20 protein-coding genes and 1 other RNA gene are annotated in these 21,447 nt (G+C 48.7%); 13 read left to right on the top strand and 8 right to left on the bottom strand.

Translation table 11 applies throughout. From position 1 onward, the window contains the following. The first annotated feature begins 174 nt into the window (after nucleotides 1-174). The 3 genes from LRP49_RS09315 to LRP49_RS09305 all read left to right on the top strand — a co-directional run bounded on the left by LRP49_RS09315 (nucleotide 175) and on the right by LRP49_RS09305 (nucleotide 4,814). Nucleotides 175-1,245, top strand: coding sequence for an efflux RND transporter periplasmic adaptor subunit (locus LRP49_RS09315; protein ID WP_274141825.1), 1,071 nt, complete (start codon nucleotides 175-177; stop codon nucleotides 1,243-1,245). Further along, nucleotides 1,246-4,371, top strand: a complete 3,126-nt coding sequence (locus tag LRP49_RS09310; RefSeq protein ID WP_274141823.1) for a multidrug efflux RND transporter permease subunit — start codon at nucleotides 1,246-1,248, stop codon at nucleotides 4,369-4,371. A gap of 125 nt (nucleotides 4,372-4,496) precedes the next feature. Further along, on the top strand, nucleotides 4,497-4,814 hold the full coding sequence (locus LRP49_RS09305) for a DUF1244 domain-containing protein (protein ID WP_274141821.1): 318 nt from the start codon (nucleotides 4,497-4,499) through the stop codon (nucleotides 4,812-4,814). 35 nt (nucleotides 4,815-4,849) lie between these two features. On the opposite strand, the gene LRP49_RS09300 is transcribed toward LRP49_RS09305, so the two are convergent. Further along, complete coding sequence (locus LRP49_RS09300) at nucleotides 4,850-5,362, bottom strand: peptide-methionine (S)-S-oxide reductase (protein WP_274141819.1); 513 nt, start codon at nucleotides 5,360-5,362, stop codon at nucleotides 4,850-4,852. A gap of 439 nt (nucleotides 5,363-5,801) precedes the next feature. Here LRP49_RS09300 and LRP49_RS09295 point away from each other — a divergent pair, with 439 nt between their 5' ends. Continuing rightward, nucleotides 5,802-6,161 (top strand): DUF805 domain-containing protein, encoded by a 360-nt coding sequence (locus LRP49_RS09295; RefSeq protein WP_274141818.1) that lies wholly within the window; start codon nucleotides 5,802-5,804, stop codon nucleotides 6,159-6,161. 60 nt (nucleotides 6,162-6,221) lie between these two features. On the opposite strand, the gene queC is transcribed toward LRP49_RS09295, so the two are convergent. The 3 genes from queC to LRP49_RS09280 form a co-directional block, all read right to left on the bottom strand. Further along, on the bottom strand, nucleotides 6,222-6,908 hold the full coding sequence (gene queC / locus LRP49_RS09290) for a 7-cyano-7-deazaguanine synthase QueC (protein WP_274141817.1): 687 nt from the start codon (nucleotides 6,906-6,908) through the stop codon (nucleotides 6,222-6,224). 121 nt (nucleotides 6,909-7,029) lie between these two features. Continuing rightward, on the bottom strand, nucleotides 7,030-8,529 hold the full coding sequence (locus tag LRP49_RS09285) for a sulfatase family protein (protein ID WP_274141816.1): 1,500 nt from the start codon (nucleotides 8,527-8,529) through the stop codon (nucleotides 7,030-7,032). Between the two features lie 55 nt (nucleotides 8,530-8,584). After that, entirely contained in the window at nucleotides 8,585-9,670 is a 1,086-nt protein-coding gene (locus LRP49_RS09280) for an anaerobic sulfatase maturase (protein WP_274141815.1), read from the bottom strand. A 365-nt stretch (nucleotides 9,671-10,035) separates the two neighbouring features. Between LRP49_RS09280 and LRP49_RS09275 the strand changes: the two genes are divergently transcribed. After that, nucleotides 10,036-10,704, top strand: coding sequence for a pirin family protein (locus LRP49_RS09275; protein WP_274141813.1), 669 nt, complete (start codon nucleotides 10,036-10,038; stop codon nucleotides 10,702-10,704). A 52-nt stretch (nucleotides 10,705-10,756) separates the two neighbouring features. Here the strand turns inward: LRP49_RS09275 and LRP49_RS09270 are convergent, their stop codons facing one another. Continuing rightward, nucleotides 10,757-11,830, bottom strand: coding sequence for a PLP-dependent cysteine synthase family protein (locus LRP49_RS09270; RefSeq protein ID WP_274141811.1), 1,074 nt, complete (start codon nucleotides 11,828-11,830; stop codon nucleotides 10,757-10,759). 189 nt (nucleotides 11,831-12,019) lie between these two features. Between LRP49_RS09270 and LRP49_RS09265 the strand changes: the two genes are divergently transcribed. The 4 genes from LRP49_RS09265 to LRP49_RS09250 all read left to right on the top strand — a co-directional run bounded on the left by LRP49_RS09265 (nucleotide 12,020) and on the right by LRP49_RS09250 (nucleotide 16,752). Continuing rightward, nucleotides 12,020-12,484: an Lrp/AsnC family transcriptional regulator gene (locus LRP49_RS09265; RefSeq protein WP_274141810.1), complete on the top strand. Its 465-nt coding sequence runs from the start codon at nucleotides 12,020-12,022 to the stop codon at nucleotides 12,482-12,484. 77 nt (nucleotides 12,485-12,561) lie between these two features. Then, on the top strand, nucleotides 12,562-14,304 hold the full coding sequence (locus LRP49_RS09260) for an ABC transporter transmembrane domain-containing protein (protein ID WP_274141808.1): 1,743 nt from the start codon (nucleotides 12,562-12,564) through the stop codon (nucleotides 14,302-14,304). Continuing rightward, nucleotides 14,304-16,079 (top strand): ABC transporter transmembrane domain-containing protein, encoded by a 1,776-nt coding sequence (locus LRP49_RS09255; protein WP_274141806.1) that lies wholly within the window; start codon nucleotides 14,304-14,306, stop codon nucleotides 16,077-16,079. The genes LRP49_RS09260 and LRP49_RS09255 overlap by 1 nt, the downstream gene beginning before the upstream one ends. A 40-nt stretch (nucleotides 16,080-16,119) precedes the next feature. Continuing rightward, nucleotides 16,120-16,752: a helix-turn-helix domain-containing protein gene (locus LRP49_RS09250; protein WP_274141805.1), complete on the top strand. Its 633-nt coding sequence runs from the start codon at nucleotides 16,120-16,122 to the stop codon at nucleotides 16,750-16,752. A gap of 38 nt (nucleotides 16,753-16,790) precedes the next feature. On the opposite strand, the gene LRP49_RS09245 is transcribed toward LRP49_RS09250, so the two are convergent. Further along, nucleotides 16,791-17,174, bottom strand: a complete 384-nt coding sequence (locus LRP49_RS09245) for a VOC family protein (RefSeq protein WP_274141803.1) — start codon at nucleotides 17,172-17,174, stop codon at nucleotides 16,791-16,793. 289 nt (nucleotides 17,175-17,463) lie between these two features. On the opposite strand from LRP49_RS09245, the gene LRP49_RS09240 reads away from it, so the two are divergent. Next, entirely contained in the window at nucleotides 17,464-18,387 is a 924-nt protein-coding gene (locus LRP49_RS09240; RefSeq protein WP_274141801.1) for a porin, read from the top strand. A 46-nt stretch (nucleotides 18,388-18,433) separates the two neighbouring features. Here the strand turns inward: LRP49_RS09240 and tesB are convergent, their stop codons facing one another. Continuing rightward, nucleotides 18,434-19,300, bottom strand: coding sequence for an acyl-CoA thioesterase II (gene tesB, locus LRP49_RS09235; protein WP_274141800.1), 867 nt, complete (start codon nucleotides 19,298-19,300; stop codon nucleotides 18,434-18,436). Between the two features lie 226 nt (nucleotides 19,301-19,526). On the opposite strand from tesB, the gene LRP49_RS09230 reads away from it, so the two are divergent. Next, nucleotides 19,527-19,946, top strand: a complete 420-nt coding sequence (locus tag LRP49_RS09230) for a YbaY family lipoprotein (RefSeq protein ID WP_274141799.1) — start codon at nucleotides 19,527-19,529, stop codon at nucleotides 19,944-19,946. On the opposite strand, the gene LRP49_RS09225 is transcribed toward LRP49_RS09230, so the two are convergent. After that, nucleotides 19,943-20,254, bottom strand: coding sequence for an MGMT family protein (locus tag LRP49_RS09225; RefSeq protein WP_274141797.1), 312 nt, complete (start codon nucleotides 20,252-20,254; stop codon nucleotides 19,943-19,945). The genes LRP49_RS09230 and LRP49_RS09225 overlap by 4 nt on opposite strands. Before the next feature lie 156 nt (nucleotides 20,255-20,410). Here LRP49_RS09225 and LRP49_RS09220 point away from each other — a divergent pair, with 156 nt between their 5' ends. Both LRP49_RS09220 and ffs read left to right on the top strand, forming a co-directional pair. Beyond that, nucleotides 20,411-21,139: a VP0952 family biofilm-associated protein gene (locus tag LRP49_RS09220; protein ID WP_274141796.1), complete on the top strand. Its 729-nt coding sequence runs from the start codon at nucleotides 20,411-20,413 to the stop codon at nucleotides 21,137-21,139. Nucleotides 21,140-21,274: 135 nt separating this feature from the next. After that, nucleotides 21,275-21,371: signal recognition particle sRNA small type (gene ffs / locus LRP49_RS09215), an RNA gene on the top strand. Nucleotides 21,372-21,447 lie beyond the last annotated feature (76 nt).

Here is a 21,447-nt window from a genome sequence, read left to right as displayed (position 1 = left end):
GGAAATGAATTTTTGTTGATAGAAGGCAATCAAATTGCGTGAAATTTGAGTAATTATCAGCGGTTGGGTCTAAGTCATCTGCGGGGGATTTCTTTTTCTAGATTTACATTTCTTTACCGCACGTGAGATAGGCATAGAGTAGACTATCGCCAGTTGTCATATACGGTTATCACAATGAAGAACAAAGTCCTTTTCACAGCAGTTGTTGTACTTGGCACCGCCGGCTATTTTGCTTGGCAGGGTAAACCAGAAGCAGCAGATCAACCTGCACCAAATCGTGCGCGTCCAGCGATTGCTGTCGCAACTGCACAAGTCCAAGAGCACCCTGTGGCTCGTAGCCTTTCTTTGATTGGTAACCTGAAATCCGAAAACTCCGTTGTCATTGCCCCTGAGCTGGGTGGCAAGATTGCGTCTGTTCTGGTGAAAGCCGGGCAGCGTGTCGAAGAGGGCGCAACACTCTTTACGTTGGATTCAGCCAAATCTCAGGCTTCAGTTTCTGAAGCGCAAGCCTTCTATAAAGATGAACAACGTAAATTGAGTGAGTTTACCAAGCTCCATAAACGCGGTGCGTTGACCAAAACGGAGTTGGATGCCCAACAGACAAGCGTTGATATTGCTAAAGCGCGTCTGGATGCTGCAAAAGCGGATCTTGATGATCACAGCATTACTGCGCCATTTGCAGGTACTGTAGGGCTTGTAGATATTACCCGTGGACAACTGGTGTCAGCGGGTGAAGCACTGGTTAACCTTGATGATCTCTCTTTAATGCAACTGGACGTTAACGTGCCAGAGCAATACATGAGTGAATTGAACAAGGATATCGACGTATCCGCCAAGTCAAAGGCATGGAAAGGGAAACGCTTTGAAGGTGAATTGTCTGCCGTTGATTCTCGCGTGAACAACGACTCGTTGAATCTTCGTGCTCGCATCAACATCGATAACCAAGAGCGTCTGCTGCGTCCAGGCATGATGATGGAAGCAACTCTGGCGTTTGAACCGCAGGTGAATGCCATTATTCCTGTTCAGGCTATCGAATACTCAGGTACTAAACGCTTTGTCTACCGTGTCGATGATACGGGTACTGCACATCGCACCGAAGTGAAGCTTGGTGCCCGTGTAGAAAACAGCGTTACTGTCGAAAGTGGCCTAAATCTTGGCGATCGCATTGTCGTTCAAGGCTTGGTAAGCATGCGTGATGGCACCAAAGTGAACGATTTGACCGCAGCCAAGGGCGAGGGCAAATAAATGTGGCTCTCGGATGTCTCCGTTAAGCGACCTGTAGTCGCAATCGTTCTGAGCTTGCTGTTGATTGTCTTTGGTATCGTGTCGTTCAGTAAGTTGGCGGTACGTGAATACCCAGATATCGACAGCCCGGTGGTGTCAGTACTGACCATTTATTCCGGTGCCTCTGCCAGCATCATGGAAAGCCAAATCACACAGGTTTTGGAAGATGAGCTTTCCGGTATCAGCGGTATTGAAGAAATCACCTCGGTGAGCCGCAATGGCATGTCACGCATTACCGTGGAATTCAACATTGATTGGGATTTGACGGAAGGCGTGAGTGATGTGCGTGACGCGGTAGCGCGTGCACAGCGTCGCTTACCTGACGAAGCCAATGAACCTATCGTGTCTAAATCGAACGGTTCGGGTGAAGCCTCCATTTATATCAACCTTGCTTCATCGGAAATGGACCGGACCCAGATGACCGAGTACGCGCAACGCGTGCTGGAAGATAAGTTCGGTCTATTAAATGGCGTGAGTTCGGTCGAACTATACGGTGCACTTTATAAAGTGATGTATGTGCGTTTAGACCCGATTTCGATGGCAGGTCGCGGTGTTACCACGCAAGACATTACTGCGGCACTACGCAGCGAAAACTTGGAAAGTCCGGGCGGTGAAATCCGTAACGACATCACCAAGATGACGGTTCGAACCGAGCGTTTGTACCAAACGCCTGAAGATTTTGGTTACCTCGTTGTGCGCACAGCGAGCGATGGCAGCCCAATCTACCTGAAAGACGTTGCTGACGTTTACGTAGGTTCGCAGAATGAAAATGCGACGTACAAGAACAATGGCATCAACAACCTGAGTTTGGGCATTGTGCCTCAGTCTGATGCGAACCCATTGGATGTTGCTGTCGGCGTGCGTGAGTTGGTTGATGAAATGCAGCCGTTCCTGCCAGTCGGTACCAGTCTTTGGGTGGACTATGATTCTACCGTGTTCATCGAACGCTCAATTGCTGAGGTATACAGCACGCTGTTCGTGACAGGTGGTTTGGTTGTCCTGATCCTCTACATCTTTATCGGTCAGGCGCGTGCGACACTGATCCCTGCGGTCACTGTGCCAGTTTCTCTGATCTCGGCATTTATCGCGGCGTACTTCTTAGGCTTCTCGATTAACCTTTTGACCCTGATGGCATTGATTCTGGCTATCGGTCTGGTGGTGGATGATGCCATCGTGGTCGTCGAGAACATGTTCCACCACCTTGAGAAAGGCGATACGCCGCTGGTGGCTGCGTTTAACGGTACCCGCGAAGTAGGTTTTGCCGTTGTGGCAACAACCGCCGTACTGGTGATGGTATTCCTGCCAATCTCCTTTATGGATGGCATGGTCGGCAAGATGTTTACCGAGTTCGCGGTATTGCTGGCAATGGCAGTGATCTTCTCATCCGTGGTTGCACTCACTCTGACGCCGGTTCTTGGTAGTAAGATCCTTAAAGCGAACGTGAAGCGCGGCGCATTCAACCGTATGGTTGACAGCTTGTTCGAATACCTAGAGAACGGTTACCGCAAAGTGGTGAGCTTCTCGGTCAAAGCGCGTTTCGCGGCACCATTGGTGATTGTTGCGTGTATTGGCGGTAGCTTTGCGTTGATGAAAGCATTGCCGGCTGAACTGGTGCCTCAAGAAGACCGCGGTGTGCTGATGGCCTTTGTGAAAGGCGCGGAAGGTACTGCTTACAACCGTATGGTTGGTAACATGGAAGAAGTTGAGCGTCGTCTTCTGCCATTGGTTGATGAAGGGCTGCTGACGTCAATCAGTTTGCAGGCTCCCGCGTTTGGCGGTATGGCTGGTGATCAGACTGGTTTTGTGATCATGCAGCTGGAAGATTGGGACAACCGTGATGTGACAGCCGGCTATGTACTTGGCCGCGTTCAAACGGCACTGGCAGGTATCCCTGACATCTTCGTTCGCGCCTTTATTCCGGGTTTCCGTGGTGGTTCGAGTGAGCCTGTTCAGTTTGTTCTTGGTGGTCCAGATTACCAAGAGCTGAACAAGTGGGCGCAGTTGTTGCTGGATGAAGCGAAAGCCAGCCCGATTCTCCGTGGCGCAGATCTGGATTATGCAGAAACCACGCCTGAGCTGGTGGTGAAAATCGACCGTAAACGTGCGGCTGAACTGGGTATCAGCGTGGACGAAGTGTCGAACACCATGGAAATCATGCTGGGTGGCAGTACGGAAACCACGTTTGTTGATCGTGGTGAAGAGTTCGACGTTTACCTGCGTGGTGACGAATCCCGCTTTAGCAGCAAAGACGACCTGAGCCAGATTTACATGCGCACCCGAACGGGTGATCTGGTGAGTTTAGATACCTTGGCGGAAGTGGAAGAAGTTGCGTCAGCGCAAATGCTTCGTCACTTCAACAAGCAAAAAGCGATCACGCTGAAAGCGAATTTGGGCGATGGCTACACCTTGGGTGATGCCTTGACCTTCTTGGATGCCAAAGCGATTGAGCTTCTGCCTTCTGATATCACCATTAGTTATGCGGGTGAGTCAGCGGAGTTTAAAGACAACCAAAGCAGCATGCTGGTGGTCTTTGGATTGGCGTTGCTTGTGGCATACCTTGTTCTTGCCGCTCAGTTTGAAAGCTTCATCAACCCATTGGTTGTTATGTTAACCGTCCCTATGGGTATTTTTGGTGGCTTGGTCGGTCTGAAATTTGCGGAGCTGGGTCTGAATATCTACTCGCAGATCGGTATGATCATGCTGATAGGTATGGTGACCAAGAACGGTATCTTGATTGTCGAATTTGCTAACCAGCTTCGTGACCGCGGTGTGGCGTTTGAACAAGCGATCATTGATGCGTCTGTGCGTCGTCTTCGTCCAATCATGATGACGGCATTTACTACCATCATTGGCGCGATTCCGTTGATTGTATCGACAGGTGCTGGTTTCGAAAGCCGTGTGGCTGTAGGTACCGTGATTTTTGCGGGTATGTCATTTGCGACAGCGGTAACGCTCATCGTGATCCCTGCGATGTACCGTCTGCTATCGGTGAAAACGAAATCGCCGGGTTATGTGGAAGCCAAACTGAATGCGGAGTTGAAAGCGATGCAACCGCACCGTCACAGTCATGGCGACTTTGATGTGTAATAACGCATTTCATTACGCATAAATTTGAATGCCAGCACCTTAAAAGGGGCTGGCATTTTCTTTATGGATTTCGCAACCACTGGTATGGTTATCGGGTAAACCAAAAACAACACAGGAATAAAGTCATGTCAGAGAAATTGACGCAAGAACAACAAGATCAACTGGATGCCGCGACGTTTCGTCGTTTTCTGTCTCACCTCGACAACAACAAAGACGTGCAGAACATCGATCTGATGATACTTGCTGACTTTTGCCGCAACTGTCTGGGCAAGTGGTACAAAGCAGAAGCCGATAAATTAGGTGTGGACGTGAGCGATGATGCTGCACGTGAGCGTGTCTATGGCATGCCTTACAGTGAGTGGAAAGCGAATCACCAGACGCCTGCAACGGATGAGCAAATGGCGGCGTACAACGCGCGTCAGGAAGCGCGAAAAAACAAGTAAGCGTGAAGTAAAAAGCACCCTAGGGTGCTTTTCTTTTATCTGCTTGTCAGCGTGCCCTGTAAGAACGTCATGGCACTTGCGGTTAGCAGGTGAGGGTGGCTCAATGCGAGTGCCTGCAATTTTGGCAAAATGGTCCCTTGGCAAAAAGGTTTCTCTGTTTGCCGCCAGAAATAATTCTGTTGCGCGCGTTTAGTGGGGTAGAAGGCAACAAAGGGGCGAACTTCGGTTACCACGGGTAAATCAAACGCTTTAGCACTGTCTTCCAAGGCTGCAGTAACAAGCTTGGTGTCGTTGGCGGATACAGGGTAAATCGCACTCGGGTATTTTTTCCTGCTGCTGTGGTTTGCGGTACATGCATGCGTGGCAAGATGAACGCTGACAACGTCCTTCAGCGAAATAGAACATACGTCCACGAAGCAAAACACGGCTTCACTGTCTTTGTTCCCACGTGATTTCACAAACCCTTGCTCAACGCGACTCACTCCTTTCAATGCGCGAAAGACGGCTTCCATACACCAATAACAGGTCCCGCTGACTGCGATATACATATAAACGTGCCTCCTTATCTCGTTTTTAAAGTAAACCTGCGTATTGGCCGTCTTCTTTCAAAAAATGAGAAATTGCCACCAGTTGGGCAAGGTGTAGCGTGTTTTGAGTACGAAAAATTGATACCTAAAACAGCACGGCATGCACTGAACTCACGTACTGACAATGATCATAATAACTAATTGTGATACTGCTTCATCAGGTTTTTCCCAATCTTTCATCTCTATCGCAAATTGTTCAATTTGTTAAAATTCCCATTCTTAAACTATCTGTTTTTCAAGACATTTTTCACACTGTGCTGGTATATTTTCGCCGCCTCTGGGACACGCCAGTGTTTGCCCGTTGGCGATACATTTTGAATCGCTCTCCTTCGCTTCAACAGAAATCACCATTGCAAGTCCAAGGGAGCAAATACAACCATCTTTAGAAACAGGGATAACAGTGAAAAACGTACTATTTTCGTTTAAAGGACGCATCGGTCGTAAACAATTTTGGCTTGGTTCGCTGGTGATGCTGATTCAAAACATCATTCTTTTTGTCGCTTTTTCAATGACCTTTGATATGACGACAAACATGCCAACGGTGGCGGGTTTTGGCATTCTGGCAGTGACCTTAGTGTTAAGTATTTGGGAAGCGACGGCACTTTATGTTAAACGCTTTCATGACCGCAGTAAGAGTGGTTGGTGGGTGCTGATTGGCTTTGTTCCCGTCATTGGTGCGCTTTGGCTGCTAATTGAGTGTGGTTTCTTGAAAGGTGCTGACGGCACCAACCACTTTGGTATGAATCCGAAATTGGCGTAATCAGCGCAATAAAAAACGGCAAAAACCCATGAGGTTTTTGCCGCTTTCTTTTAAAAAGAATTACTGACTTTTGCTATTCAGATCAGCCATGACGCTGTCTTTGTCATTCAGGTAGCTATCTAAGCCTTTTTGGCGCAAGTCGCACGCGGGGCAATCACCACAACCGCTGCCAATCATGCCGTTATAGCAGGTCAGGGTTTGGTCGCGAACGAAGTCCAGTTTGCCGTATTTATCCGCCAATGCCCACGTTTCTGCTTTGTTCAGCCACATCAGTGGTGTGCGAATTTCCAGTTGACGATCCATACCCAACACCAGCGCATTGTTCATCGCTTGGACAAAGTCGTTGCGGCAATCTGGGTAGCCAGAAAAGTCCGTTTCACACACGCCCGTGATCACGGTTTCTGCGCCTAACTGATAGGCATAAATACCCGCCAGCGTCAGGAACAAAATGTTACGGCCTGGCACGAAAGAGTTAGGCAGGCCATTTTCCTGTAACTCGTGAGAAACAGGAATGCTGTCACGGGTCAGCGAGCTGATCGCAAGCTCATTCAACAGACCAACATCCATCACTTTGTGCGAGGTGGCACCCAGTGCTTTCGCGACGTCACAGGCCACGTCGATCTCTTGCTTATGGCGTTGGTTATAGTCGAACGTAATACAGTGTACTTCGTCAAACTCAGACAGAGCCTGAATCAGGCATGTTGTTGAATCTTGGCCACCACTGAAGACGACTACCGCTTTTTTCATGGCTAAATCCTTAACCGGAGAGTTCATTTGCTTGAGGCGAAGTGTACCGCAACTGTGCGTGCAGCTCTATGAGGGGAAGAGAGGAAAGTGCCTCCAACGTTCTGTTGGAGGCAACACAAACTTACGCTTTAGGCTTCGCGTAATGGTTTAGCAGGATGTTGTCGTTTTCAATATCCTTGCGGTATTCCGCGTAAGCTTTGGTCATGGCTTCCAGCTTACCTTTGTACTCAGCTTTACCAATCAAGTTGAACACTTCATACGGATCCTGCTCGATGTTGAACAGGTACTTGCCTTTACCATCACGGTCAACGATCAGCTTGTAATCGTCGATACGCACTGCGTATTCGTTGATTGGATCGTCTTGATACGGCATGTCGATGGTCCAAACCATTGGCTTGGTACGCGCAACTTCTTTGCCTTCAAAGGTATCCGTGATGGATACGCCGTCGATCACACGGTCAGTCGGCAGATCAAAGCCGATCATCGTGGACAACGTCGGTACCACATCCAAACCGTAAACAGGCTCATGAGATTGTGACGCTGCGTTGATGCCAGGGCCCGCCATGATCATAGGAACGCGGATACCGCCTTCAAACAGGTTGTCTTTACGGCCACGCAGACCGCCAGTTTCACCTGCCATGTTCAGTTCCCAAGGCTTACGCGCTTCGCGGGTTACTGGGCCATTGTCTGACGAGAACAGGAAGATGGTGTTGTCGTATTCACCCATCTCTTTCAGCTTGGCGACGATACGGCCTACCTGCGCATCCATGTAGGTGATGTTGGCGTAGTATTCGCCCTGACCACGGTAAGGTTGGCCTTTCCAATCCCAGTGGTACAGGTCTGGGTTTTCTTTAGCGAATTCAGTGATGTAGTCACTGTACATGTCCAAATATTCTTTTGGCGATGCAATTGGGGTGTGTACTTCTGGGAACGGCACGTACAGGAAGAACGGGTCTTCTTTGTTGATGCTGCTCAGCCACTCGATGGATTCATCGGCAACTACGCCACCTGCATAGTCATGGGTTTCGCCAACAGGCTTGCCGTTACGAATGAAGTTGTCTGGGTAAATCTTACCGTGGCGCAGGCTGCCGTCTGCACGTGGTTTTTCTACCTTCGCATTTTTCTGCCAGCCCGCGTACATCGCGAACGAGTAGTCAAAGCCCAGATCTGCCGCTTGTGGGTGTTCGGTCATGTGCGCGCCACCATTTAGGTGCACTTTACCCATCAATGCGGTGTTGTAGCCTTCGTCTTTCAGCATGTGCGCCAGCGTACGCTCACCCCAGCCAATGTGTACGTTTTGGCTGTCTGGGATCCAAGAGCGAATACCGGTACGGTAAGGCGTACGACCCGTCAGCAGACCTGCACGAGAAGGCGAACAAAGTGGAGCAGGTGCATAGTACTGGGTGAACTTGATACCTTCTTGCGCCAGTTTGTCGATGTTTGGCGTTTTCACGATTTGGTGGCCGTACGACGCAAGGTCGCCGTAGCCCAAATCGTCAACATAGAAAATCACAACGTTTGGCTTTTCAGCTGTGTTTGCTGTTGTTGCAGGGTTACTGGCACACGCAGTTGTCGCCAGTGCAGCCAGTGCAATTGCACTCGCTAGTTTGGTTTTTCTCATTATTTTTACTCTTTGGTTTAAATCGTCCTTTAAATAAAAAAGAGCGTCACGTTATTTAAAGGAGGTTATTTACGATGTACTTCATGGTGCTTTGGGTGTTCTTGAAAAAGGTCTTGTAGGACTGACAAAGGTGGTTGGAACCGTCTGGTTTCGTGTGTTTCGGACAGCCGCCATTGCACACAGACAGGAACTCACACTTTTGGCAGTACTTGGTGCTGCGAAGAGACAGAAATGCCTGATGCTTTTGGCTCGCCGCTGCGTCAGAGAAGGTGGTGTCGGCAATATTGCCGAGCTGGTATTTGTCTTCCACATAGTGATCGCAGGAATAAACGGCACCATTGGATTCAATGACAAACGGTGAACCACATTCTTTATTGTGGAAACAGATAAGCGGGTAGCCGTTGGCGTGTGATGACATGGCACTTTCAAAGTTCATCACGAACATAAAGCCGATATCGCCTTCGACCCACTCTTTAAACACGTCAGTGAGGAAAGTGCCGAAGCCTTTTTCTGGCACAGTAAAACCAAGCGGCTTTCCTTTGTGATAGGCGACAACAGGGATGAACTGAATGAAGCGGGCACCCATCTGTTTGATGTTGTTGTACACCTGCTTACCTTTGTTCCAGTTGGCACTGTTAACGGTGCAGAGCACGTTGTATTCCACGCCTGCCTCATTAAACATCTGAACGGTTTGTTTCACTTTCTGGTAGGTATCGCCGCCAGAAAGGGTAATGCGGTATTTATCGTGTGCCGCTTGAGTACCATCAAGCGAAATACCGACTAAGAATTGGTTCTCTTTTAGAAACGCGACCCATTGTTTATTGATAGCGATGCCATTGGTTTGCAGTGAGTTAGTAATCACTTTCCCGTTGGCGTACTTTTGCTGTAAGGCAACGGCTTTACGGAAGAAATCGAGTCCGGCCAAAGTAGGTTCGCCACCTTGCCAGACAAAACTCACCTGAGGCGCATTAGCATCCTCAATGTATTGCTGAACAAAGCGTTCGAGCGTCTCGTCCGACATGCATTCTGTCGGTTTACTGGAAAGGGATTCCGCCGTGCCAAGGTAAAAGCAGTACTCGCACTTTAGGTTGCATTTATCACTGACAGGCTTTGCCATAACGGTGAAGTTATTAGCATTCATGGGGTGTTCCTTATTCTTTTTATTGTTGCGAACGCGCGTTTTTCTGTTGCGAATCGTCAGGCAGTAACCCTGAAAAAATTGCGTGAACTTATAGCGTGTAAACGTTTGCGCAGAAATGGTTTTCTTTCGGAATTGTGTGAAAGGTCAATAAGGCGAGTGCAGAAAAACCAGTCTCCCAGTCATTATTCTTTCGGCTGACTGAAATTCTGGCTAACGCTATGATTTTTAAATGTTATGAGGCTGATAAGAAATCGTGAGGGTTCGTTGTGCATATACCGCGAAACGTGTCACCTGTCTGATCCTACAGGTGATATTTTTTTCTACGCATGCAAACTAATCATACCCATAAATACAAGGACGTAAGCGTGAAAATACTGGAAAGAGACAGCCTGCCGAGAGGCGGGTTTGCAGGTATCGAAGAAACCCGTTTAGTGGTAGACAAAAAGCTAGGTGGCAATGGCAACACATGGGACGGGCTGGGGCAGTTTGTCTATCTGGCAGATGCGCGTTATCTGCCTTTCGGTGAGAGTAAAATGCATAGCCACCGCGAAGTCGATGTGATCACCGTGATGCTTGAAGGCGACCTGCAACATGAAGGGTCGATGAAGCATGGTCGTTCACTGAAAGCGAATGAAGTACAGGTTCAGCGCGCAGGTGGGGAAGGGTTTAGTCACAATGAAATCAATCCTGCTGAATTTCGCTGCAGGTTACTGCAAGTATGGGCTTTGCCTGAAACGGCCGGAGAGCGTGCCGATTACAAAAGCTATGAAATCGCCTTGGGTGAACTCACACAGATCTATGGGGATGACCCCAGTGGCAAGGCAGATACTTTTTCATCGTCTACCCGTATCTATGTCGGTTTACTAACGAAAGGGCAAACAGTATCGCTACCGGAAAACTATATGCTTTATGCGGTAAATGGTCGTGCTCTGATTGATGATAATTTAGTGAAAGACGGTACGTTGGTGTCAGGAAACGGTGGCTTTCTCGTGGTGGACTCGGACGATGTGCACCTGACGCTTATTGAGGCCTAATGTGGGCGCAAAAAGAAAAGGCGTATAAAACGCCTTTTCTTTTTCAGGGTGATTAATTGAATTTCTTCAAGTAATCCAACGTTGGGTAGATGTCGCCAATGTTTTCGGCTACCCAGTTGTCGTCGAAGTGCGTGTCTAGGTAGCGATCGCCGCTGTCACAAAGCAAAGTAACCAGTGAACCTTTTTCGCCGTTAGCCTTCATCTCTTCCGCAAGTTTTAATACACCAAACAGGTTCGTACCCGTTGATGGACCTGCTTTGCGGCCAAGAATGCCTTCCAACCAGTGAACGGTTGCGACACTGTCAACGTCAGCAATGGTTTCCATGCGGTCGATAACACCGGGAATAAAGCTTGGCTCTACGCGAGGGCGGCCAATGCCTTCAATTTTTCCTCCGCGATCCAACGTCAGTGTTGCATCACCGGTTTTGTAGAACTCATGGAACACCGAATTTTCTGGGTCTACCGCCATCAATTTGGTGTGGTGGCAACGGTAGCGAATGAAACGGCCAATGGTCGCAGAGGTACCGCCTGTGCCTGGGCTCATCACAATCCAGCTTGGCACTGGGTAACGCTCGTACGTCATTTGGCTAAAAATGCTGTTCGCGATGTTGTTGTTGCTGCGCCAGTCGGTTGCGCGTTCGGCGTAAGTGAACTGATCCATGTAGTGACCGTTCAGTTCTTCTGCCAAGCGGCGTGATTCCGCATAAATCTCGTCTGAGCGTTCAACAAAGTGCGCTTCACCGCCGTAGAACTGGATTTGTTCAATCTTTTTCTTAGCGGTGGTTTTTGGCACAACCGCGATGAATCTCAATCCCAGCAGACGAGCAAAGTAGGCTTCAGAAATGGCGGTGCTGCCTGATGAAGATTCAATGATGGTGGTGTCTTTGTTAATCCAGCCGTTACACAAACCGTAGAGGAAAAGTGAGCGTGCAAGGCGGTGTTTCAGGCTGCCCGTTGGGTGCGTGCTTTCATCTTTTAGGTAGATGTCGATATCGCATTCTTCGAAATACGGCAGATCCAATTTGATCAAATGGGTATCGGCAGAGCGTTGTACATCCGCTTCAATTTTACGGATTGCTTCGCACGTCCAGTTACAGGTAGCAGCAGAACAGCATTTGTTTTTCATTATTGTTGCTTCTCTCAATAGGCGTAGGGATAGGATTACTATAAGTGCTTGTTAAGAGTATTTTTTTGCTATTTGTTGGGTAAAAATGCGTCTTTGTGGAAAATTCATATACAAAATCACTTAGAAAAGAAAAAAATTTCCCTTTACTATGTCTAAGTAGAATATTTGTCCTTTTAATGGTCTGTCCCAATGACAATTTCACTAGATAAAGTAGATCGACAATTGCTTGACTGGTTACAACGAGATGCCTCATTGTCGTTGTCTGAACTTGCCGAACACGTGAACCTTACCACCACGCCGTGCTGGAAGCGTTTAAAGCGTTTGGAAGAGAGTGGTGTATTGCGAAAGCGGGTCGCGTTGCTTGACCCTGAAGCATTGGGCCTCTCATTTACTGCGTTTGTACACATCAAAACGTCCGACCATTCAGAGGCGTGGTATCGAAAATTTGTCGATGCTGTCACCCCGTTTCCAGAAGTGATGGAGTGCTACCGCATGGCCGGCGAGTACGATTACATGATGAAGGTGCAAGTCGCCGACATGTCGGCCTATGACCGTTTCTATAAAAAGCTGGTGAATAGCATTGAAGGGCTCACTAACGTGACGTCTACCTTTGCGATGGAACCATTAAAGTACACGACAGCACTGCCTTTGTAACATATTGGACGTAACAGCAATTTAAATCAGGCGGAAAATAGACCTGATGTATAAGGTTATCGCGCACGGGAGGATGGATGCGCATATTTCTAGAGCTAGGTTGGTTTTTTAAGATGGCGTGGAAACGCTATCTTGGTGCGATCATTATCTTTTTCTTTGTCGCCGGCTTTGAGCTGATCCCACCTAAAGCGATTGGTTGGCTGGTGGATGGCGTCATCGCGGGTGATATTCATCGTAACCAGATGCTTATGATCTTAGGCGCACTCGTTTTGCTGTGGGGCTTCGTCTACCTTCTTCGCATTATCTGGCGTATCTGGCTCTTTGGTGCCGCCGCCGAGTTGGGCACAGTTCTTCGCGATAAGCTCTACCGCCATTTCACCACGCACGCGCCCCCGTTTTTCGATCGTTACCGAACGGGTGATTTGATGGCGCGCTCTACCAATGACGTCAAAGCCGTTGTGATGACAGCAGGCGAGGGCGTTCTCACATTAGCGGACTCGCTGATCACCGGCCTTGCGGTTCTTATCGTGATGACCACCCTCATGAGTTGGGAGCTAACCTTGTTAGCACTGGCCCCAATGCCCGTGATGGCGATTCTCGTCAATCGATTTGGCGAACAACTGCACCATCGCTTTACGGCTTCTCAAGCGGCGTTTTCCTCGTTGTCAGACGAAACTCAATCGTCTCTGAATGGCATTCGTATGATCCGCGCGTTTGGTTTGGAATCGCAGCAAATCGACCGCTTTAATGCTGTGGCAGATGATACGGGCGAAAAGAACATGGAAGTTGCAAAAGTGGATGCCATGTTTGATCCGGTTATCTATATCACTATCGGAGCCTCGTTTTTCTGCTCTATCAGTGGTGGTGGTTACATGGTGGCCAACGGCATGATGACCTTAGGAGAATTAACCGCTTTTACGTTGTATCAGGGGTTGATGATTTGGCCAATGCTGGCGGTGGCCTGGTTGTTTAACATCATTGAACGTGGTTCTGCGGCGTGGAAGCGTATCAAAGAAATCTTGGACACCGCACCGGACTTGGTGGACGGTGACGCAAGTCTGCCAGACACCAAAGAAACGCTCTCTATCAACGTTGATCAATTCACTTGGCGCGGTCACGAACAACCTGCGTTACGAGACATTTCAGTCAGTTTACCGCCGGGTAAAATGCTTGGTATTGCCGGCCCTGTGGGGAGCGGGAAAACCACCCTTCTTTCGTTGATGTTGAGGTTTGAAGACCCTGTTCAGGGGCGTTTGCAGTACGGCGATATCGACCTTCGCGCGTTCAAACTCGGAGATTGGCGCGGCAAAATGGCTGTAGTGACTCAAACGCCATTTCTGTTTTCGAGAAGCATTGCAGACAACATTGCACTAGGTAAGCCAGATGCAACGCGAGAGGAGATCCGTGCTGCGGCGGAGCTCGCCTGTATTGATGAAGACATTATCCAATTTAGAGAAGGTTATGACACCTTGGTGGGTGAGAAAGGCATTACCTTATCCGGTGGACAAAAGCAGCGTATCTCGATTGCGCGGGCATTGCTTTTGGATGCGGAAATTCTAGTGCTGGATGATGCGCTCTCCGCCGTAGATGGGCGCACTGAACACCACATCTTGAAGAATTTACATGACAGAGCGCAGCACCAAACCACGGTCGTGATAGCGCACCGACTCTCTGCGCTTGAATCCGCTGACGAAATTATCGTTTTGCAAAAAGGCCATATCGAAGAAAGGGGTCGCCACAAAGAGCTCATCAACGCGAACGGCTGGTATGCGGAAATGCAACGTTACCAACAACTTGAACAAGCATTGGAGGAGGCGTAATGAGTAAACGTGAAACCCTAAAACGCCTGCTGCGGTATTTGTTGGCGGATAAAGCTTCGTTTGCCATCGCGGCGGTGTTTCTTTTGTGTGCTGTGGTGGCTGACGTCAGTGGACCTTGGTTGATCCGTATTTTTCTCGATGATTACGTTGCCAAAGATCATTACCCCGCCACCATGCTCTGGGCACTTGCCGTTGGTTATATTGCCGTCACCGTTTTGTCTGGCATGCTGCACTATGCCTATGGGATACGCTTTAGCCGTATCGCGATTGATATCGTGCAGACTATTCGTAAAAAGGTGTATGCCAGTATCATCAGTCAGCCGTTGTCGGCGTTTGATTATGTGCCTGCGGGGAAATTGGTCTCACGCGTCACCAATGATACGGAATCACTCAAAGAGCTGTATGTGCAGGTAGTGGCGAGCTTCTTACAAGCCAGTGCCCTGATCGTGGCGATGTTGACGGCCATGTATTTGTTGAGCCCACAACTGACCATTGTGGTTGCCATTCTGATCCCAACCGTTGTTCTCGTGATGTACTACTACCAGCGACGCTCATCCCCAGCGTATCGTGATTCACGGGATTTGCTGACAGACATCAACTCGGTCATGAGCGAATCTATCCAAGGCATGAGTCTGATTCAGTTGATGGGGCAAGAGCAGCGATTCTCTGAACGTTTCGCCTCTTTGACGGATCAGCACTACACGACCGAAGTGAAGATCGTCAAGATTAACGGCATTTTCCTGCGTCCGCTTATCGACTTATTGTCCGGTATCGCACTCATTTCATTAGCAGCCATTTTCGGTTGGACGGGCAGCGACGTGATTGGCGTGGGTGTGCTCTATGCGTTTATCAGCTATCTCGGACGCGTGACAGAGCCATTGATTGAATTGATGCAGCGTTTGTCATTGCTTCAACAAGCGATAATGGCGGGGGAGCGTCTGTTCGAGCTCATGGATGCGAAAGCGCAAGAGTATGGTGATGATGACCGATTATTAGATTCGGGCGACATCGCGATTACCGATCTTCACTTTAGCTATGATGGAAAAACACAGGTGCTGAATAACATCAACGTCTCTGTCAAAGAAGGTGAGTTCCTTGCGTTGGTTGGGCATACAGGTAGCGGAAAAAGTACGCTGGCTTCATTGCTAATGGGGTTCTACCCCGTTCAACAAGGGGAAATCGCGCTGGGCGGGCGACCATTGTCGACGTTTTCCCAACGCGCGTTACGTTCAGGGATCGCCATGGTGCAACAAGACCCTCATGTCTTGTCCGATTCCTTTCGTGAGAACGTGACCTTAGGACGACAAGTGACCGATGAACAAGTCTGGAAAGCCCTAGAGCAGGTTGATTTGTTGGAGTATGTACAGCAACTACCCCAACAGTTAGACACGCCAATCGGCGTGGGAGAAATCACCTTGTCAGCGGGACAAAAGCAACTTCTTGCGTTGGCACGCGTCTTGGTCGAAAAGCCAAAAATTCTGATTTTGGATGAGGCAACCGCCAACATTGATTCAGGGACGGAAGAGCGTGTCCAAAAAGCCTTGGCAGTGCTGCGTCAGTCCATGACCATTGTGGTAATTGCGCACCGTTTGTCGACTATCGCGGACGCAGACCACATCATGGTGCTTCATCATGGTGATGTTGAAGAGCAAGGCGACCATCAGGGCTTGCTGGCGAAAAAGGGACGATACTGGCAGATGTATCAGCTTCAACAAACCCGTGCGCACCTCAAAGAAATTGAGCATGCGTGTGCCGAAGCGGAGCAAAGTGTATAGCGGCAAATAGCCATCAGGCTGGATAACGGCAGAGGACAGTATGGTGAATCCCGATACCGTCATTGATATTTGGCACTCATCAGTCACAGAGCTTGCCACACTGAGTGTGGTGCCGGATGGCTGTCGGGATGTCATTGTCACGGAAGAAGGCGAGGGAAGGGCTGTGCATGTCTCGCCGCTATATGCGAATACCATTCAGGTTGAAATGAGGCCGGGCGTTGTCATGATGGGGTTTCGGTTTGCGCCGGGAACATCCATAAACGAGGCGGGCCTTCTTTCGGCCATTCGTGAGTCACCTAATGATATTGCAGATAAAATTGCCGTATTTACTCACCTTTGCCCCAATGTGGCGGAAATTCTCGCTCAAACCCGTATTCACCAAGGGAAAACCTCGTCACTGGCCTCGACTTTGGGAGTGAGTGAACGGACACTTCAGCGTTGTTTATCTCGTGAAACAGGGACCTCACCTGTGTTTTGGCTGCAATTGGCACGGGCACGACAAAGCGCACTTTCCATTGGTGAAGGAAAGCCACTTTGCGATATTGCCTTTGATGAAGGGTATGCCGATCAGGCTCATCTCACTCGAGAAATTAAACGTTGGTTTGGCGTCACTCCCACAGTGCTAAAAGGTCGCCATGATCTTTTAAGTCAACTCACTGCTCCTGGCTTTTGAGTCATGGGTGTCTTTTCGCTTCTGTTACTGGTCAACGGCTACGGGGTAACTGGGGTACAAATTTCAACCAGCGTGCCATTGATATCGCGAACATAAGCGGTGGTTTGCCCCCACGGCATGTGTTCGACGTCTTGAACCAAGACTGCACCCGCGTCTATGGCCTTTGCCAATTTGGCTTTTACGTCATCGGTTTCAAAGGCGATTTCAAAACTTGACGAGGAGGCATCCAGAGGTTTTGGGTTTTTACCCAGTTCTTTCATCAGCGTCATGGATGAAAAAGCCAACTTGGTTTCGCCGGTGATAAGCTCACCATAGTCGCCACTTTCATGTAAAAAGCCCCGCGTTAAACCAAACGCTTCTTCATAAAACGACAGGGTTCTTGCCACGTCTTCGACGTATAAAATGGTGTATCGAAAAATCATGTCAGCATCCTTGTAAGCGGTTTTTCTGTAGCTTAATCCAAGGCTCTTGGGCTGTATTGAATATTTCCGACAGCACATTTTAAGTGATATCTCTCGAACGCAATAATGCGTAAAAAACCTCACATTTTCAGTGAAATGAGAACCCGATCCTTCGTCATCGTTTCGTCATTTTCGTTGAACCAAAACGTCACGGGATAGAAACCCAATCGTCATTTTTCTCTTCTACCTTTAGCCCCGCTTTTTCTTTATTGGGCAGGAAAGCCCCTCAAATACAATAAGGTAGTAAAAAATGAAAATCGCAGTGTTAACGTCCGCAATACTTGTCGCTCTGACTTCACTTCCAGCAAATGCAGCAACGGTTTACGACAGTGAAGGCACTGTTTTGAAAGTGGGGGGCCGTGCTGAAGCGCGTTTTAATGTGTCTGATGGTAATGAAAGTGACAGCAACAGCACGTTTGAAGACAAATCTCGTGCACGCGTTAATTTGAAAGGAAAGACGGCACTTTCAGATGACCTTTACGGCTTTGGTAAGTATGAAGCGGAGTTTTCAGGTGATGACAGCCTGAAAAACCGCTACATCTTCGCAGGTGTTGGTACAACAGTCGGTGAGTTTTCTTACGGTAAGCAAGACTCTGCGCAAGTTCAATTGACGAATGTGACTGATGTCATGGCGACCTTTGGTGGCGACGCTGCGGATTTAGTGTCAGGCAACAAAGACAAGCGCGACAACAATTTCCTTTACGCGGGCGAGTTTGATGCCCTGTCTATTCAGGCTAACTACATTGCAGCAGACGAAAAAGATGCAGACAGCTACGGCATCTCAGCCATGTACGGTATGGGTTCTGTAAGTCTGGGCGCGGGTTACGTTGCACAAGATGCAGGCACCGAAACTGACGACCAAATCAACGTTGTTGCACAATTCGCGCAAGGCGGCATTACGCTGGGTGCGCTGTTCACCACGGGTTCAAAGAGCAAGCAAGACTACACGGGTTACGAACTAGCAGCGCAATACAAGGCGACCAAAGAACTGAAATTGGTGGCGGTATACAACTTCGGTGAGTTCGACAACACGAACACTGAAGAAGCGAACAACTTCGCTGCAGAAGCGGTTTACAAGTTTAATGGTCACTTCCGTACGTACGTGGGTTACAAATTCGAAGGCTTAAAAGGCAAAGATGATCAGCTGCAAGCGGGTGTTCGTTACGACTTCTAAGTCGGCCTAGCAGAAAAAAGGCCAGCGATGTCGCTGGCCTTTTTTACTAGGATTTTTTGCTCTGACGCATCAAACCTTCTTGAACGGCCGAAGCAACAAGCTCACCGCGTTGATTGAATATTTCACCGCGAACGAGACCACGAGAACCGTGAGCGGAAGGGCTATCGATAGCAAACAGCAGCCACTCGTCCATACGGAATTCGCGGTGGAACCACATCGCATGGTCAATGGTGGCGACTTTCAGTTTTGGCGTCATCACTGTCACGCCGTGCGGTTGCAATGCGGTGGTTAAAAAGCCCCAGTCTGACGCGTAAGCCAGCAAGTATTGATGCACGCGAAGATCGTCACTCATTTTGCCGTTAGCGCGGATCCAAAGGTATTGCTTCGCTTCTGCTTTTTGAGGTTGAAGTGGGTTAATGATATTGACTGGACGCACTTCAATCGGACGTTCACCACCGAAGGTTTCAATGAGCTTTTTAGGAAGATGCTGTGCAATACTGTCGACCAATTGCTTTTCTGACATCAATCCATCAGGGCCTGCCACTTGCGGCATGGCTGACTGGTGCTCAAAGCCAGGCTCGTTTTTGTGGTAAGAGGCCGTGAGGTAGAAAATAGGTTGACCGTACTGAATGGCTTTAACACGTCGCGTGCTGAAACTGTTGCCATCACGCAGGTTTTCAACGTCGTAAACGATCGGTTTTTCTGGATCGCCGGGTCTTAGAAAATAACTGTGAAAGGAATGCACGAAACGGTCGCCACTGACCGTTCCTTTGGCTGCAGAAAGCGCCTGACCAATGACTTGACCGCCGTATACTTGAGGTAAGCCCAAGTTTTCACTCTGGCCGCGGTAAATGCCTTCTTCAATTTGTTCTAGCTTGAGTAGTGTTAGCAACTCTTCAAGTTTTGTGCTCATAAACCCTCTGATACACGCACTTTGCATAAATTGACAAAGAAATGACATATTCCTCTCAATTTATCCATAAATTATTTGGAATCTAGAGGTTAATATACCAGAGCTAGAGTGTGTCAGTGTGAAAACCTGTGATCTTAAACCCATAAATTGGATGCGGGTTTTTATTCAATCCTGTTACACTATTGTTAGTTTTCTCTATACAGCTTAGACGTTGGAGCTCAGTACCATGAAGAAGGTGTTTTTTGGTTTTTTTGCGGCACTGTCGCTGCTCGCATTCACTGCATGCAGTAGCTTCATGGAAGATAGGGACATGGCAAATATTATCGGGGATGTTTATTACCTTCAGCGCATCGCATTGCCAGACAACGCAAAGCTAACGGTAACACTGGCAGACGTATCCTTGGCTGATGCACCGATGGATGTGATCAGTAGCCAATCATACATTACGGAAGGCCAACAGGTGCCTTTACCGTTTAACCTCAGCTACTCTCCTTCAGAAATTAAGCCAAATCACACCTACAGTGTGAGCGCAAAAATTGAAGTAGATGGGGAGCTCATGTTTATCAGTGATACGGCGTATAACGTGATCACTGACCCTGATCATACGGCAAATGTCAGAATACAAGTCGTTAGCGTACAACGCTAAGCAGGCTCTCCATCCCAACGGAAACGGCGCAAAGAAATGGTGCCGTTTTCTTTTACCTCGATACCGTCATCCAACAGTTTTTCACGTTGTACCGTGAATCTCGCTCCCGTCAGAGAAATCATCCCTTTCGCGTTCACCACTCTAAACCAAGGCAGGCGACTATCTTTGGGTAATGCGCCTAATAATTTTCCCACATGACGCGCATGCCGAGGGTAGCCCGCCATTTTTGCGACGTCGCCGTAAGTTGTTACTTTTCCTTGAGGAATCTGCGCCAGCACGGCATAGATTTGCAGATCAAAATTAGGCATATTGAAAGTAGTCATTACATTGATTGAGCTAAATTTACGTAAGAACAATCATACCAAGTGTGTACGAACAAAGATAAAGAAAGGGCATAAGCCTTAAAGAAAACCACACGCTTGTAGAACAAAAAGGTCGACATAGAAGCGCAAGGAGGTGTGGCTATGTGGTATTCGACAATGCTCATGATAACGTCAGCAGTGATGGTAGTGGGAGCGGCACTTTCACTAGCGATTGCTGATGGCAACATCCCGTTAATTGCCTTCGCTATTCCTGCGCTTTTCTTTGCGCGCGGTGGTATTGCTGTATGGATTCTCGCGTTGAGTCTGGTTGGCTTTGGTGCGGTAACACCGGATCAGCCCATCTCTATATCGCTCAGCCTTTGGATGATTTTGCCCGCACTGGTACTGATCACCGGCGTTAAGCGTAACTGGCAAGTGTCTGTGCTTGTGATCTCCGTGATCATAGCGATGGAGTGCGGCTTGTTAGCACTGCAAAGCGACCAAAAGCTCGGTGGGGCGATGAGCTACACCTTAATGCAGATACTGTGTGTGATTTTGGTGTGGGTATCTGTTTATTTCTGGAAGCCCGTTCAAGTGAGCTGGTGGCCAGCGGTTCTGATTGTTGTCCTTTTTGCTGGTGGCTGGTCGCAAGCTGCGTTGCTGGCCTTCTGTGGCAGCGTATTGGCGTTAACCCTGCAAGAACTGCAGCGCATTGGTGGTGACTCACGCGGCGATAAACTGAGTGTGATTCTTCCTGCCATTGCGTTTGCGACCATCGTGGTGATCCCTGAATTCAGCGTACCTAACCCGGTATTTGTAGCGTGGCTACTGTCTCTCACCATTGCTTGGCTTGGAGATTATTTGATCAATACAGAAAATGAAGAAGAGTAGGCGGGTAAAATCTCACCACTTGATAAGCGAAACCCCGATAACCCCTTGCATTGGTCGCGGCCATCCCACATAATGCGCTCGAACCAACGGTTTCTTTCTCAAGAAACTTTAGGTGTATCAAATCTATGGAGGCCTCCTTGGTCCTCCCGCAACACTAACTTGTGAACTGGGTCAGATCCGGAAGGAAGCAGCCCGCGCTTGGGACGTGTGTGCCGGGATGTGGCTGGGGAGGCTTCCACCCATCTAGCGTTTTTGTTTCTGACACCATAAGTTTGCAAATTAGCACCACAAGCTTGCAAATTGACACC

The organism is Enterovibrio qingdaonensis (assembly GCF_028683135.1).
GTDB classification, from domain to species: Bacteria; Pseudomonadota; Gammaproteobacteria; order Enterobacterales; family Vibrionaceae; genus Enterovibrio; species Enterovibrio qingdaonensis.
Note: the sequence above shows the minus strand (reverse complement) of the source record. Positions and strands in the feature narration are given on the sequence as shown.